This window comes from Streptomyces sp. NPDC056600 (assembly GCF_042792855.1).
Lineage (GTDB): Bacteria > Actinomycetota > Actinomycetes > Streptomycetales > Streptomycetaceae > Streptomyces.
Genome location: NZ_JBHTVQ010000101.1, coordinates 1 through 15,221 on the forward strand (window position 1 = coordinate 1; position 15,221 = coordinate 15,221).

Sequence of the window (15,221 nt, forward strand, 5' to 3'; positions counted from 1 at the left end):
TGCGGGTGGGGGGGGGGGGGGGCCCCCGGGCGGGCCCCCCCCCCCGGGAGGGGAGGGCGGCCGGCCTGCGGCGGATCGACCAGTGTACGACCGGTTCGCGCCGATCGCCTGCCGGAAACGGCGGCGCGACGGGCGCGAGCGGCTCAGCGGGCGTTGAAGTACTTCGCCTCGGGGTGGTGGATGACGATGGCGTCGGTGGACTGCTCCGGGTGCAGTTGGAACTCCTCGGAGAGGTGGACGCCGATGCGCTCCGGCTTCAGCAGCTCCGCGATCTTGGCCCGGTCCTCCAGGTCGGGGCAGGCCCCGTAGCCGAGGGAGAAGCGGGCGCCGCGGTACTTCAGCTCGAACATGCCGCTCATCTCGTCCGGGTCCTCGCCGGCGTAGCCGAGCTCGGAGCGGACCCGGGCGTGCCAGTACTCGGCGAGCGCCTCGGCGAGCTGCACGGACAGACCGTGCAGCTCCAGGTATTCGCGGTAGGAGTCGGCGGCGAACAGCCGGGCGGTCTCCTCGCCGATCCGCGAGCCGACGGTGACGACCTGGAGGCCGACCACGTCCGTCTCGCCGGACTCCTGGGGACGGAAGAAGTCCGCCAGGCAGAGCCGGCGGCCGCGGCGCTGGCGGGGGAAGGTGAAGCGGGTGCGCTCGCCGCCGTCCTCGTCCAGCAGGATCAGGTCGTCGCCCTTGGAGACGCAGGGGAAGTAGCCGTACACGACGGCGGCCTCCAGCAGGTTCTCCGTCTGCAGCCGGTCCAGCAGGCCGCGCAGCCGCGGCCTGCCCTCGGTCTCGACGAGCTCCTCGTAGGAGGGGCCGTCGCCGGTGCGGGCCTGCTTCAGGCCCCACTGGCCCTTGAACAGGGCGCCCTCGTCGAGCCAGGAGGCGTACTCCTTGAGCTGGATGCCCTTGACCACGCGGGTGCCCCAGAAGGGCGGGGTCGGGACGGGGTTGTCGGTGGCCACGTCGGAGCGCACCGGCCCCTCGTCCTGGCGCTCCTCCACCTGGAGGGCGGGGGCCGCCTTCACCCGGCGCTGGCGCAGCTCGGGCAGCTTGGCGCCGGGCACGCCGCGCTTGATGCCGATCAGCGCGTCCATCAGGCGCAGGCCCTCGAAGGCGTCCCGGGCGTAGCGGACCTCGCCCTGGTAGATCTCGTGCAGGTCCTGCTCGACGTAGGCGCGGGTGAGGGCGGCGCCGCCGAGGATCACCGGGAAGCGGGCGGCCAGCTCGCGCTGGTTCAGCTCCTCCAGGTTCTCCTTCATGATCACCGTGGACTTCACCAGCAGGCCCGACATGCCGATGACGTCGGCCCGGTGCTCCTCGGCCGCGTCCAGGATCGCCGAGACCGGCTGCTTGATGCCGAGGTTGACGACGTTGTAGCCGTTGTTGGAGAGGATGATGTCGACCAGGTTCTTGCCGATGTCGTGCACGTCGCCGCGGACGGTGGCCAGCACGATGGTGCCCTTGCCCGCCTCGTCCGTCTTCTCCATGTGCGGCTCCAGATGCGCGACCGCGGTCTTCATGACCTCGGCGGACTGGAGGACGAACGGCAGCTGCATCTGGCCCGAGCCGAACAGCTCGCCGACCACCTTCATGCCGTCCAGCAGGGTGTCGTTGACGATGTCGAGGGCCTTGCGGGTGGTCAGCGCCTCGTCGAGGTCGGCCTCCAGGCCGTTCTTCTCGCCGTCGATGATCCGTCGCTTGAGCCGCTCGTCCAGCGGCAGCGCGGCCAGTTCCTCGGCCCTGCCCGCCTTGAGCGACTTGGCGGTGGCGCCCTCGAAGAGCTGCATCAGCTTCTGCAGCGGGTCGTAGCCCTCGCTGCGGCGGTCGTACACCAGGTCCAGGGCGGTGGCGACCTCCTCCTCGCTGAACCGGGCGATCGGGAGGATCTTGCTGGCGTGCACGATCGCCGAGTCCAGGCCCGCCTTGACGCACTCGTCCAGGAAGACGGAGTTCAGCAGGATGCGGGCGGCCGGGTTGAGGCCGAAGGAGATGTTGGACAGGCCGAGGGTGGTCTGCACGTCCGGGCGGCGGCTCTTGAGCTCGCGGATCGCCTCGATGGTGGCGACGCCGTCCCCCCGGGACTCCTCCTGCCCGGTACAGATGGTGAAGGTCAGGCAGTCGACCAGGATGTCCGACTCGTGGATGCCGTAGTTGGCGGTCAGGTCGTCGATCAGCCGCTCGGCGATCTCGACCTTCTTCTCCACCGTGCGGGCCTGGCCCTCCTCGTCGATGGTCAGCGCGATCAGCGCGGCGCCGTGTTCCCGGGCCAGCTCGGTGACCTTGGCGAACCGCGACTCGGGCCCGGCCCCGTCCTCGTAGTTGACGGAGTTCAGCACGGCACGGCCGCCCAGCTTCTCCAGACCGGCCCGCAGCACGTCCACCTCGGTGGAGTCCAGCACGATCGGCAGGGTGGAGGCGGTCGCGAACCGGCCGGCCAGCTCGGCCATGTCGGCGACGCCGTCGCGGCCCACGTAGTCCACGCACAGGTCGAGCATGTGCGCGCCCTCGCGGATCTGCTCGCGGGCCATCTCGACGCAGTCGTCCCAGCGGCCCTCCAGCATGGCCTCGCGGAACTTCTTGGAGCCGTTGGCGTTGGTGCGCTCGCCGATGGCGAGGTAGGAGGTGTCCTGGCGGAACGGCACCGTCTGGTAGAGCGAGGCGGCTCCGGGCTCGGGACGCGGGTCGCGCTCGACCGGGGCGGCGCCCTGGACCCGCTCGACCAGCTGACGCAGGTGCTCCGGCGTGGTGCCGCAGCAGCCGCCGACCAGGGAGAGGCCGTAGTCGCGGACGAAGTCCTGCTGGGCGTCGGCCAGGCCCTCGGCGTCCAGCGGGAAGTGCGCGCCGTCCTTGGTGAGGACGGGCAGGCCGGCGTTGGGCATGCACAGCAGCGGGATGCGGGAGTGGCGGGCCAGGTAGCGCAGGTGCTCGGTCATCTCGGCGGGGCCGGTCGAGCAGTTCAGGCCGATCATGTCGATGCCGAGCGGCTCGAGCGCGGTGAGCGCGGCGCCGATCTCGGAACCGAGCAGCATGGTGCCGGTGGTCTCGAACGCCATCGACACCATCAGCGGCACCTGGACGCCGGTGGCCTCCATGGCGCGGCGGGCGCCCACGACGGCGGCCTTGGTCTGCAGCAGGTCCTGGGTGGTCTCCACGATCAGCGCGTCGGCGCCGCCGCCGAGCAGGCCCTCGGCGTTGGCCTGGAAGCCGTCGCGGACGACGCCGTAGCCGATGTGGCCCAGGGTGGGCAGCTTGGTGCCGGGGCCCATGGAACCCAGCACCCAGCGCTGTCGGCCGGTGCGCGCGGTGAAGTCGTCGGCCGCCTCGCGGGCGACGCGGGCGCCCGCCTCGGACAGCTCGTGGATCCGGTCGGCGATCTCGTACTCGGCGGCGGCCGAGTGGTTGGCGCCGAAGGTGTTGGTCTCGACACAGTCGACGCCCACCTCGAGGTAGGCGTCGTGGACCGAACGGACGATGTCGGGGCGGGTGACGTTCAGGATCTCGTTGCAGCCCTCGAGGTCCTGGAAGTCCTCCAGGGTGGGGTCCTGCGCCTGGAGCATCGTGCCCATCGCCCCGTCGGCGACCACCACGCGGGTGGCCAGGGCCTCTCGGAGGGCGGACACGCGGGCACGGGCGTCTGCTGCGGACGGGGACGGCGACGAGGCCATGGAGGAGCTCCCTGGGATGCGACGGCTGTCGGCTTTGCGCGGTCGCGGACCGATTCCGCGGGGTGCGCACCAGATCAGCCTAGCCGGGGTGTCCGCACAGTGGCGCTCCGGTCCACTGTGCGGACGCCGCCGGACGGACGTACGGCGGACGGGGCGAAGGGCCACCGGAGGCCCGCCGGGGGGTGTGATCTTGGCGTAATCACGCCATCACACTCCGGTATCGCCCCTCGGGTCTCGTCGTTACCATGCGAAGGATGACGAGCTCCCAGATCTTCATCGGCGAGACAGTAGGGACGGCTCTTCTCATCCTCCTCGGCGGCGGCGTGTGCGCCGCCGTCACACTCAAGGCGTCCAAGGCCCGCAACGCCGGATGGCTCTCCATCGCCTTCGGCTGGGGCCTGGCCGTGATGGTCGCGGTCTACGCCACGGGACCCGTGTCCGGGGCCCACCTCAATCCGGCGGTCACCCTGGCCCTTGCCCTGAACGGGGGCACCGCCTGGGCGGACCTGCCGCTGTACTGGGCCGGGCAGATGCTCGGCGCGATGATCGGCGCGGCCCTCGTGTGGGTCGCCTACTACGGGCAGTTCCACGCCCATCTGACCGACCACGAGATCGTCGGCGGCCCCGGTGCGCAGAAGACGCCGACCGCCGAGGGCAAGTCGGTCGAGGCGCGGGAACCGGCCGCCGGACCGGTGCTGGGCATCTTCTCCACCGGCCCGGAGATCCGCAAACCGCTGCAGAACCTGCTCACCGAGATCATCGGCACGGTGGTGCTGCTGCTCGGCGTGCTCACCCAGGGGCTCAACGCCGACGGCGACGGCCTGGGCCCGCTGGGCGGTCTGGTCACCGCCCTGCTCGTGGTCGCGATCGGCCTGTCGCTGGGCGGCCCGACCGGCTACGCCATCAACCCGGCCCGCGACCTGGGCCCCCGGGTGACGCACGCGCTCCTGCCCCTGCCGAACAAGGGCGGCTCCGACTGGGGGTACGCCTGGGTGCCGGTCGCCGGTCCGCTGATCGGCGCGGTGGTCGCGGCGGGTCTCTACCGGTGGCTGTTCCCCTGAGAGACCATGCGCAGGCCGCGGTGGAGCAGACGCGTCGACCCGCACGTACCCCGTCCGCAGACCTCGAAGGGTGACCAGTGACCGACCAGCAGCCAGTGACCGAAGGACGCAGCGCAGGCCCGTTCATCGCGGCCATCGACCAGGGCACCACGTCGACCCGCTGCATCGTCTTCGACCGGGACGGCCGGATCGTCGCGGTGGACCAGAAGGAGCACGAACAGATCCTCCCGAAGCCGGGCTGGGTCGAGCACGACGCCATGGAGATCTGGGCCAACCTGGAGGAGGTGGTCGCCGGGGCGATCACCGCCGCGGGCGTCACCCGGGACGACATCGTGGCCATCGGCATCACCAACCAGCGCGAGACGACCGTGCTGTGGGACCGGCACACCGGCCGGCCGGTGCACAACGCGATCGTCTGGCAGGACACCCGCACCGACGCGCTCTGCCGCGAACTGGGCCGCAATGTGGGCCAGGACCGCTTCCGCCGGGAGACCGGCCTGCCGCTGGCGTCCTACTTCGCCGGGCCCAAGGCACGCTGGCTGCTGGACCAGGTGGACGGCCTGCGCGAGCGGGCGGAGGCCGGGGACATCCTCTTCGGCACGATGGACAGCTGGGTGATCTGGAACCTGACGGGCGGCGTGGACGGCGGCCGGCACGTCACCGACGTCACCAACGCCTCGCGCACCCTGCTGATGAACCTGCGCACCCTCGACTGGGACGAGCGGATCTGCGAGTCGATCGGCGTCCCCACCGCGATGCTCCCGGAGATCCGCTCCTCCGCCGAGGAGTACGGGAAGATCCGGGGCGGACGGCTGGGCGACCTGCTGGGCGGCATCCCGGTCGCCTCGGCGCTGGGCGACCAGCAGGCCGCGCTGTTCGGCCAGACCTGCTTCGCCGAGGGCGAGGGCAAGTCGACCTACGGCACCGGCACCTTCCTGCTGATGAACACCGGCGAGAAGATCATCAACTCCTACAGCGGGCTGATCACCACGGTCGGCTACCGGATCGGCGGGCAGAAGCCGGTCTACGCGCTGGAGGGGTCGATCGCGGTCACCGGTTCGCTGGTGCAGTGGATGCGCGACCAGATGGGGATGATCTCCAGCGCGGCCGAGATCGAGCCGCTGGCCGCCTCGGTGGAGGACAACGGCGGCGCGTACTTCGTGCCGGCGTTCTCCGGCCTGTTCGCCCCCTACTGGCGTTCCGACGCCCGCGGGGTGATCGCCGGGCTCACCCGGTACGTCACCAAGGCGCACCTGGCGCGCGCGGTGCTGGAGGCCACGGCCTGGCAGACCCGGGAGATCACCGACGCCATGGCCAAGGACTCCGGGGTCCAGCTGGCGACGCTGCGGGTGGACGGCGGCATGACCGCCAACGACCTGCTGATGCAGATCCTCGCGGACTGCCTGGACGCGCCGGTGGTGCGGCCCGAGGTGTCCGAGACGACCTGTCTGGGCGCGGCCTACGCGGCGGGCCTGGCGGTCGGCTTCTGGAAGAGCGTGGACGAGCTGCGCGCCAACTGGCGCCAGGACGCCGAGTGGACGCCCCACATGGACCCGGCGGTCCGCGACAGCGAGTACCACAACTGGCACAAGGCGGTCCGGCGGACGATGGACTGGGTCGAGGAGTGAGCCGGTGACGCCCCGGCGGCCCCGGCGCGCGGGAGAGCTGTCCGCGCCCGGGGCCGCCGGGGCGTGTGTGCACCCCTTCCCGGCGGGGCAGTGATCGCTCACGGGCCGTTCGAGGGGGCTGCGGGCAGTGCCCTCGAACGCCGTAAGGTTGTGGCGTACGCGAGGACTCGTCGGAAGGAGGCGCTGGGTGATCGAGCTCGAGGGGGTTCCCGAGCTGATCGACCCGGTCATGGTGGCCGCGTTCGAAGGCTGGAACGATGCCGGTGACGCCGCCTCCGCCGCGGTCGCGCATCTCGAGAAGGAGTGGAAGGGCGAGGTGTTCGCGGCGCTGGACGCCGAGGACTACTACGACTTCCAGGTCAACCGGCCCACCGTGTGGCTGGACAACGGGGTCCGCAAGATCACCTGGCCGACGACCCGGCTCTCGGTGGTGCGCGTGGGCGGGGACAAGCCGCGCGACCTGGTGCTGGTCCGTGGCATCGAGCCGTCGATGCGCTGGCGCACCTTCTGCAACGAGCTGCTCGGTTTCGCCCACGAGCTGGGCGTGGAGCTGGTGGTGATCCTGGGCGCGCTGCTCGGCGACACCCCGCACACCCGGCCGGTGCCGATCAGCGGGACCACCTCCGACGCCGACCTGGCGCGGCGGATGGACCTGGAGGAGACCAAGTACGAGGGCCCCACCGGCATCGTGGGCGTGCTCCAGGAGGCCTGCACACACGCCGGGGTGCCGGCGGTGAGCCTGTGGGCGGCGGTGCCGCACTACGTGTCGCAGCCGCCGAACCCGAAGGCCACGCTGGCGCTGCTGAACCGGCTGGAGGACCTGATCGACATCCGCGTCCCACTGGGCGAGCTCCCGGAGGACGCGCGCGCCTGGCAGGTCGGCGTGGACCAGCTGGCCGCCGAGGACAGCGAGGTGGCCGAGTACGTGCAGACCCTGGAGGAGGCGCGGGACACCGCGGACCTCCCGGAGGCCTCAGGCGAGGCGATCGCCCGCGAGTTCGAGCGGTACCTGCGCCGCCGGGACAGCCCGGGCGGCCGCTCCCGCCCCGGGAAGCCGCCGCGGTCCGGGGACGACGACGATCCGCCGCAGGGCCCCGGTGCGGGGCCGGGTCCCGGTCCGGGCGCGGGCTCGGAGGACTGACCGGGCCGCCGCAGCGGTCGCACGAACGAGGGGAGGGCCCCACACCCGACGGTGTGGGGCCCTCCCCTCGTTCGTGTCTGCCTGGAGCGCGACTGTTCGTGTCCGCCTAGAGCGCGACGCCGAGCAGGGCGTCGACCGCGCGGGTGACCACGCCGGGGGCGCCGATGTCCTGGCCGCCGGTGCTCTGCTGGACGGCGGCCCAGCGGTCCACCGCGGCCAGCGCGGCGGGGGCGTCGAGGTCGTCGGCGAGGGCGTCGCGGATCTCCTCGACCAGCGCGTCGGCGGGCGGGCCGTCCGGCCGGGAGACGGCGGCGCGCCACCGGTCGAGGCGCTCGACGGCGTCCCGCAGGACCTGGTCGGTCCACTCCCAGTCGCTGCGGTAGTGGTGGGCGAGCAGGGCCAGCCGTATGGCGGCCGGGTCGACGCCGTCCTGGCGCAGCCGGGAGACGAAGACCAGGTTGCCCCTGGACTTCGACATCTTCTCGCCGTCCAGGCCGACCATGCCGGCGTGGACGTACGCCTTGGCCATGGGGTATTCGCCGGTCAGCACCTGGGCGTGCGAGGCGCCCATCTCGTGGTGCGGGAAGGCGAGGTCGGAGCCGCCGCCCTGCACGTCGAAGCCCATGCCGAGGTGGTCCAGGGCGATGGCGACGCACTCGATGTGCCAGCCCGGGCGGCCGCGGCCGAGGCTGCCGCCGTCCCAGCTGGGCTCGCCCTCGCGGGCGGTCATCCACAGCATCGGGTCGAGGGGGTTCTTCTTGCCGGGGCGCTCCGGGTCGCCGCCGCGCTCGGCGGACAGCAGCCGCATCGCGGCCGCGTCCAGGTTCGACACCCGGCCGAAGTGCGGGTCGGACTCGACGGAGAAGTAGACGTCGCCCTCGAGCTCGTAGGCCGCGCCGGCCGCCAGCAGGCGCTCCACCAGCGGGACGATGCCGGGGATGGCCTCCACGGCGCCGATGTAGTGCTTCGGCGGCAGCATCCGCAGGGCGGTCATGTCCTCGCGGAACAGGGCCGTCTCGCGCTCGGCGAGGGCCACCCAGTCGACGTCGTCGCGCTGGGCGCGCTCGAGCAGGGGGTCGTCCACGTCGGTGACGTTCTGGACGTAGTGGACCTGGCGCTTGGTGTCCAGCCAGACGCGCTGGACGAGGTCGAACGCGTTGTAGGTCGCCGCGTGACCCATATGGGTGGCGTCGTAGGGCGTGATGCCGCAGACGTAGATGCGGGCGACGGGGCCGGGGGTGAGGGTGACGCGACCGCCGGTCGCGGTGTCGTGGATCCTCAGGTCGCGGCCCTGACCGGGCAGGGCGGGGACGTCGGAAGCGGGCCAGGCATGCATGTCATGAGCCTAACCGGACAGGTGTTCCGGCCACGAACCGGTCCGCGCCAGACGGCCCCCACGTGACCGAACAGGCACTCTTGCGCGCATCCCTCCGCCGTGCTTCGGCGTCCGCCGGGCCCGGCGTGGCCGGAAATCGCCGGACCGCGTCAGATCGGCGGCCAGGGCAGGGCGGGCCATTCGCCGCCCGGCTCCGGGTGGATCCCGGTGTCCAGGAGGGCTGCGACCCGCGCCCGGGTGGCGTCCAGCTCCGCCGCGGTGATCAGGGGGGCCAGGCGCGCGGTGAGAGGGCCGTCGTCGGCCAGCGCGGCCGCCAGGCGGCGCAGGGCCTCCAGCGCCTCCTGCGGGAGCGGCTCGCCGGCCCAGCCCCACAGCAGCGTCCGCAGCTTGTCGTCGGTGTGGAAGGTGACCCCGTGGTCGATGCCGTACAGCCGCCCGCCGGGCGCGGTCAGCAGGTGGCCGCCCTTGCGGTCGGCGTTGTTGATCACCGCGTCCAGCACGGCGAGCCGCCGCAGTCGCGGGTCGTCGGCGTGCACCAGCAGGGCGGTGCGGCCCTCCCCCACCTCGGCGAGGCCGATCTCCTTCCAGCCGGGCCCGGGGTTCTCCGGGTCGACCAGGGCGAGCAGTTCGCCGCCCGGCTCCGGCTCCCGGGGCTGCTCGATCCACAGCTGGCACATGCCCTCGCCGTGCGGTCCCTCACGCAGCACGGTGGGTGGGACGAGCCCCCAGCCGGTGGCCTCGGACACCTCGTAGGCGGCCACCTCGCGGCGGGCGAGGTTCCCGTCGGGGAAGTCCCACAGCGGGCGCTCCCCCGCCACCGGCTTGTAGACGCACGCCGCCTCCTGCCCGTCCAGCGCGACGGTGCAGTACAGCGCGGCGTTGGACGCCTCCGGGATCCGGCCGCGCACGGTGAGCTCGCCACGGGCCAGCAGTTCGGCGGGCGGCAGGCTCAGCGCCGGTATCCGTTCTGGCGCGGACATACGTGTCCCTCCGGGTCGAGCGGCAGGCTGCACAGGGGGCACGGCGGGCGTCCGGCGTCGACGACCTCCAGGGCGCGCTTGGCGAACGATCTCGCCTGCGCCCCGGTGAGCCGCACCCGCAGCACGGGCGGGCCGTTCTCCTCGTCCTGGAGCATCTGCTCCTCCGCGGCGGCCAGGTCCTCGTCGGTCTCCGCCTCCAGCTCGACCAATGCCTGCGCCTCGACGATCATGCGCTGGTCGGAGCCGTCCCAGGCCAGGGCCATGGTGCCGACCCGGAACTCCTCGTCCACCGGCGTCTGCAGGGGCGCGGTGTCCAGCACGTCGGCGGGGGTGACCGCGGGCACGGAGGCGCTGCCGCCGCTGCGGCGCACCACCTCGTCCAGCAGCTCGTCCATCCGTTCGGCGAGTGCGGCGACCTGGGTCTTCTCCAGCGCGACGCTGGTCACCCGGGCCCCGGCGCTGGCCTGGAGGTAGAACGTACGGCGCCCGGGCAGCCCGACCGTGCCGGCCACGAAGCGGTCCGGCGGATCGTAGAGGAACACCTGACGTGACACGTCCTGTCTCCTGGGAGTCGTCGTCGGGGTACGGGCTGACGCGCTTCACCCTACTGCGGGGACGATCACGGTGCCCCGGCGCCGCCCCCGACCGTGGCGTCGCCGCCGGACCCCTCCGGAACCCGGTCCGGACGCGGGATCAGCGAGGCGAGGTCGCCGGTGTCGCCGAGGCGCAGCAGGAAGGGCCGGGTGCGGGTGTAGCGCACCACGGTGACCGAGCAGGGCTCGACCTGGAGGCGCTGGAACTGGTCGAGGTGCAGCCCCAGGGCGTCGGCGGCCAGCGACTTGATGATGTCGCCGTGGGAGCACATCAGGTAGACCGCGTCGGCCCCGTGCTCCTTCTCGATCCGCAGGTTCCACTCCCGGACCGCCTCGGCGGCCCGGTGCTGCATCGTGCGCATCGACTCGCCGCCGGGAAAGGCGGCGGCGGTGGGGTGGGCCTGCACGACCTCCATCAGCGGCTCGCCGGACAGCTCGTCCAGCTTGCGGCCGGTCCAGTCGCCGTAGTCGCACTCGGTGATGCCCTCCTCGGTGTGGACGGGCAGCCCCGGGCGGGCCGCCAGCAGCGGCTGGACCGTCTCCCGGCAGCGGCGCAGCGGGCTGGTGACGACCTCGGCCAGCGGCACCCCCTCCAGCCGGGCCGGGAGGGCGGCGGCCTGCGCGGCGCCGCGTTCGTCGAGCGTCACACCGGGCATGCGTCCGGCGAGCAGTCCCGCGGTGTTGGCGGTGGAACGTCCGTGCCGGACCAGGATGAGCGTGGGCATGTCGCCCAGGGTAGGGGTACCAGGGACTGTGGGGACCTCACCGTGGGGTCCGTCGGGACGAGGGAGAACGCACCAGGTGATCGTCGACTGCGCCGTGTACCGGAACGGGAAGAGGGTCCCGGCCGAGGAGGACTACTCCGACGCCCTGGCACAGGCGCGCGCCGCGGGAAGCGACTCGTCGTTCGTCTGGATCGGGCTGCACCAGCCCACGCCGGAGGAGTTCGACCTGGTCGCCAGCGAGTTCGGGCTCCATCCGCTGGCCGTCGAGGACGCCCTCAAGGCGCACCAGCGGCCGAAGCTGGAGGTCTACGACGACTCGCTGTTCGTGGTCCTCAAGCCGGTGATCTACGAACCGCGCAGCGACGAGGTCTCCACCGGCGAGATCATGATCTTCCTGGGCGACGCCTTCGTGGTCACCGTCCGGCACGGCGACACGCCGCTGCACGCGGTGCGCGACCGGCTGGAGCGGGAGCCGGAGACCCTGGAGCGCGGTCCGACGGCGGTGCTGTACGCCATCGCCGACACCGTGGTCGACCACTACCTGGAGGTGGGGCGCGAGCTGCACACCGACCTGGAGGAGGTCGAGGCAGAGGTCTTCTCGCCGTCCGCGGGCGGCACCCGGAACACCGCGGAGCGGATCTACACCTTCAAGCGGCAGGTCCTGGAGTTCCGCCGGGCCACCGGCCCGCTGACCGCTCCCATGCTGCGGCTCGCGGAGAACGGCCGCGGCGGCAGCAGGGTGCCGTTCGTCGACGACGAGGCCCGGCCGTTCTTCCGTGACGTCGGCGACCACCTGATGCGGGTCAACGAGTCGGTGGAGGGGCTGGACCGCCTGATCTCCGACATCCTCTCGGCGCACCTGGCGCAGATGAGCGTCCGGCAGAACGACGACATGCGGAAGATCTCCGCCTGGGCGGCCATGGCGGCGGTGCCGACGATGATCGCCGGCATCTACGGCATGAACTTCGAGCACATGCCGGAGCTGACCTGGACCTGGTCGTACCCCACCGTGATCGCGGTGATGGCGGTCCTGGAGTACTTCCTGTTCAGGCTCTTCAAGAACCGCGACTGGCTCTGACCGTCCGCGACAGGCGCGGCAACGCCGAAGGGCCGCGGTCGTCGACCGCGGCCCTTCGTCTGGTGTCCGAGGGGGGACTTGAACCCCCACGCCCGATAAAGGGCACTAGCACCTCAAGCTAGCGCGTCTGCCATTCCGCCACCCGGACAAGGTGTCTGTCGCTGCTGAGGGATTTCTCTGTTCCCCTCGCGGCGACAGGAGAAACATTACCAGGCTTTCCGGGGTGCCCGATCACGCCCCCTCTCGTCCGTGCGGGCCATGAGGGGGAGGATGTAACAGGACCACATCCGGACGACAGCGGGAGGTAGCGCGTGAGCGAGAAGGTCACCGGGGAGGACGAGGTCGTCGACCTCTGCCGGGAGCTGATCCGGATCGACACCAGCAACTACGGCGACGGTTCCGGGCCGGGCGAGCGCAAGGCCGCCGAATACGTGGCCGAGAAGCTCGCCGAGGTGGGCCTGGACCCGAAGATCATCGAGTCGCGTCCCGGGCGGGCCTCCACCGTGGCGCGCATCGAGGGCGAGGACCGCTCCCGGCCCGCGCTGCTCATCCACGGCCACACCGACGTCGTCCCCGCCAACGCCGACGACTGGACGCACCACCCCTTCGCCGGCGAGATCGCCGACGGCTGCGTCTGGGGCCGCGGCGCGGTCGACATGCAGGACATGAACGCCATGACCTTGGCCGTGGTCCGCGAGCGCCTGCGCACCGGCCGCAAGCCCCCGCGGGACGTCGTGCTGGCCTTCCTGGCCGACGAGGAGGCCGGCGGCACCTACGGCGCCCGGTACCTCGTGGACAACCACCGCGACCTCTTCGAGGGCGTCACGGAGGCCATCGGCGAGGTCGGCGGCTTCTCCTTCACGGTCAACGAGAAGCTGCGGCTCTACCTGGTCGAGACGGCCCAGAAGGGCATGCACTGGATGCGGCTGACCGTGGACGGCACGGCCGGCCACGGCTCGATGACCAACCACGACAACGCGGTCACCGAGCTGTGCGAGGCGGTGGGGCGGCTGGGCCGGCACACCTGGCCGGTGCGGGTGACCAAGACGGTCCGCTCCTTCCTGGACGAGCTCTCGGACGCCCTGGGCACCGAACTGGACCCGGAGAACATGGAGGAGACGCTGGCCAAACTGGGCGGCATCGCCAAGATGGTCGGCGCCACCCTGCGCAACTCGGCCGCGCCCACCATGCTCGGCGCGGGCTACAAGGTGAACGTCATCCCCGGACAGGCCACCGCCCACGTCGACGGCCGCTTCCTGCCGGGCTACGAGGAGGAGTTCCTCGCCGACCTGGACCGCCTGCTGGGCCCCCGGGTGCGCCGGGAGGACGTGCACGCGGACAAGGCCCTGGAGACGGACTTCGACGGCCGGCTGGTCGACGCCATGCAGAGCTCGCTGGTGGCGGAGGACCCGATCGCCCGGGCGGTGCCGTACATGCTCTCCGGCGGCACCGACGCCAAGTCCTTCGACGACCTGGGCATCCGCTGCTTCGGCTTCGCGCCGCTGAAGCTGCCCCCGGAGCTGGACTTCGCCGGGATGTTCCACGGCGTGGACGAGCGCGTGCCGGTCGACGGCCTGAAGTTCGGGGTGCGGGTACTGGACCGCTTCCTCGACGCCTGCTGATCGGTTAATCGCTCAGGCGTCCAGCAGCCTCCCGGGACGAGTGAATGCGCTCATAGGCTCGTAGCCCTATTAGCCCGTCCTCGTTACAGGTGATGCGACCGCAACTGGGTCGCGTTTGCCTTTCCAGGAGGAATCATGATCAAGAAGATCGTCGCCGCCGCTGCTGCCACCGGTGGACTTGTGCTGGCCGGCGCGGGCATGGCCGCCGCCGACGCGGGAGCCGAGGGCGCCGCCGTCGGCTCCCCCGGTGTCGTCTCCGGCAACGTCATCCAGGTGCCCGTTCACGTGCCGGTGAACGTCTGCGGCAACACGATCAGCGTCATCGGCCTGCTGAACCCGGCCTTCGGCAACGCCTGCGTCAACGGCTGACACTCGCTCCGTTCCACACGGCGCCGAGACGGCCGGCCCCGGGTTTCCCCCGGGGCCGGCCCGTCGGCCGCCCCTCTCAGGTACCAGACAAGGTCGAAGGCAGGAAGTTCTCAGAATGCGACACGTCACCCGTAAGGGCCTGATGACCGTGGCGGCGGCGACCGGTGTCATCGCCGCGGCCGGAGGTCAGGCTCACGCCGACGCCCACGCCGGCGGCTCCACGGCCAACTCCCCCGGCGTGCTGTCGGGGAACACCGTCCAGGTGCCGGTGAACATCGGCGTCGACGTCTGCGGCAACACCGTGAACGTCGTGGGTCTGCTCAACCCCGCGGCCGGCAACGGCTGCGCGATCGGCGGCGGCAGCCACGGCTCCGGGAAGCACGGCGGCGGAAAGCAAGGCGGCAAGCAGGGTGGTGGCCAGCACGGCGGCGGCAAGCACCGCGGCGGCCACGACGGTCACGGCGGCGCGCACGCCGACGGCCGGAGCACCGGCTCGCCCGGCGTGGGGTCGGGCAACACCGTCCAGGTGCCGGTGGACGTTCCGGTGAACGTCTGCGGCAACAGCGTGAACGTGGTCGGCCTCGGCAACGCCGCCGTGGGCAACGACTGCGTCAACGAGGGCACCGGCCGTCACCGCAAGCCCCCGGTCACGCCGGACACCCCCGACACGCCGGGCAAGCCCGGGAAGCCGGCGAAGCCCGGGAAGCCGGACACCCCCGACACACCCGGCAAGCCCGGGAAGCCGGGGACCCCGGACAGTCCCGACACGCCCGGTACCCCCGGGACTCCGGACACCCCCGACGGGCCCGCCCCGCACGGCGGCACCCCGCCGCAGCTCGCCGAGACCGGCGCGGGCGTCCCGGCCGGATCGGTGCTGCCGATCGGCGCGGGCGCGCTGCTGGCCGGCGTGATGCTCTTCCGCCGGGCTCGCTCCGCGGCGTGAGACATGTCTCCCCGCGGGAGACCTCCGAAGACGGGTGAAGCGGGGGCCGCCCCGGGGGGGCCCCCGTAACCCCGTAAACCAGTAGC

Annotated in this window: 12 protein-coding genes and 1 tRNA gene; 7 read left to right on the plus strand and 6 right to left on the minus strand. The window is 72.1% G+C overall.

Features of this window, described 5'->3' with window-relative positions:
- Positions 1-143: 143 nt before the first annotated feature.
- On the minus strand, positions 144-3,659 hold the full coding sequence (metH, locus tag ACFRAV_RS30085; protein ID WP_382560379.1) for a methionine synthase: 3,516 nt from the start codon (positions 3,657-3,659) through the stop codon (positions 144-146).
- 254 nt (positions 3,660-3,913) lie between these two features.
- Between metH and ACFRAV_RS30090 the strand changes: the two genes are divergently transcribed.
- The 3 genes from ACFRAV_RS30090 to ACFRAV_RS30100 all read left to right on the plus strand — a co-directional run bounded on the left by ACFRAV_RS30090 (position 3,914) and on the right by ACFRAV_RS30100 (position 7,489).
- Positions 3,914-4,720 (plus strand): MIP/aquaporin family protein, encoded by an 807-nt coding sequence (locus ACFRAV_RS30090; RefSeq protein WP_351112570.1) that lies wholly within the window; start codon positions 3,914-3,916, stop codon positions 4,718-4,720.
- 95 nt (positions 4,721-4,815) lie between these two features.
- Entirely contained in the window at positions 4,816-6,348 is a 1,533-nt protein-coding gene (gene glpK / locus ACFRAV_RS30095; RefSeq protein WP_382560407.1) for a glycerol kinase GlpK, read from the plus strand.
- A 187-nt stretch (positions 6,349-6,535) separates the two neighbouring features.
- Entirely contained in the window at positions 6,536-7,489 is a 954-nt protein-coding gene (locus ACFRAV_RS30100; protein ID WP_382560382.1) for a PAC2 family protein, read from the plus strand.
- A 106-nt stretch (positions 7,490-7,595) separates the two neighbouring features.
- Here ACFRAV_RS30100 and mshC read toward each other — a convergent pair whose 3' ends face one another.
- From mshC to ACFRAV_RS30120, 4 genes are all read right to left on the minus strand, one after another.
- Entirely contained in the window at positions 7,596-8,825 is a 1,230-nt protein-coding gene (gene mshC / locus ACFRAV_RS30105) for a cysteine--1-D-myo-inosityl 2-amino-2-deoxy-alpha-D-glucopyranoside ligase (protein WP_382560386.1), read from the minus strand.
- Between the two features lie 149 nt (positions 8,826-8,974).
- Complete coding sequence (locus ACFRAV_RS30110) at positions 8,975-9,805, minus strand: SCO1664 family protein (protein ID WP_382560389.1); 831 nt, start codon at positions 9,803-9,805, stop codon at positions 8,975-8,977.
- Complete coding sequence (locus ACFRAV_RS30115; protein ID WP_382560392.1) at positions 9,775-10,359, minus strand: DUF3090 domain-containing protein; 585 nt, start codon at positions 10,357-10,359, stop codon at positions 9,775-9,777. Before ACFRAV_RS30115 ends, ACFRAV_RS30110 begins: the two co-directional genes overlap by 31 nt.
- A 65-nt stretch (positions 10,360-10,424) precedes the next feature.
- Positions 10,425-11,123, minus strand: coding sequence for a histidine phosphatase family protein (locus ACFRAV_RS30120; protein ID WP_382560395.1), 699 nt, complete (start codon positions 11,121-11,123; stop codon positions 10,425-10,427).
- Between the two features lie 76 nt (positions 11,124-11,199).
- Between ACFRAV_RS30120 and corA the strand changes: the two genes are divergently transcribed.
- A complete protein-coding gene (gene corA, locus ACFRAV_RS30125) occupies positions 11,200-12,201 on the plus strand; it encodes a magnesium/cobalt transporter CorA (RefSeq protein ID WP_382560397.1) in 1,002 nt (333 codons plus the stop codon).
- A gap of 60 nt (positions 12,202-12,261) precedes the next feature.
- Here the strand turns inward: corA and ACFRAV_RS30130 are convergent.
- Positions 12,262-12,349 (minus strand) — tRNA-Leu (locus ACFRAV_RS30130).
- A 163-nt stretch (positions 12,350-12,512) separates the two neighbouring features.
- On the opposite strand from ACFRAV_RS30130, the gene ACFRAV_RS30135 reads away from it, so the two are divergent.
- The 3 genes from ACFRAV_RS30135 to ACFRAV_RS30145 all read left to right on the plus strand — a co-directional run bounded on the left by ACFRAV_RS30135 (position 12,513) and on the right by ACFRAV_RS30145 (position 15,135).
- Positions 12,513-13,823 (plus strand): M20/M25/M40 family metallo-hydrolase, encoded by a 1,311-nt coding sequence (locus tag ACFRAV_RS30135; protein ID WP_382560399.1) that lies wholly within the window; start codon positions 12,513-12,515, stop codon positions 13,821-13,823.
- Positions 13,824-13,958: 135 nt separating this feature from the next.
- Positions 13,959-14,192, plus strand: coding sequence for a chaplin ChpH (chpH, locus tag ACFRAV_RS30140; protein ID WP_351112586.1), 234 nt, complete (start codon positions 13,959-13,961; stop codon positions 14,190-14,192).
- Positions 14,193-14,307: 115 nt separating this feature from the next.
- The gene (locus tag ACFRAV_RS30145) at positions 14,308-15,135 is read left to right on the plus strand and encodes a chaplin family protein (RefSeq protein WP_382560403.1); all 828 of its coding nucleotides are present in this window, start codon (positions 14,308-14,310) and stop codon (positions 15,133-15,135) included.
- Positions 15,136-15,221 lie beyond the last annotated feature (86 nt).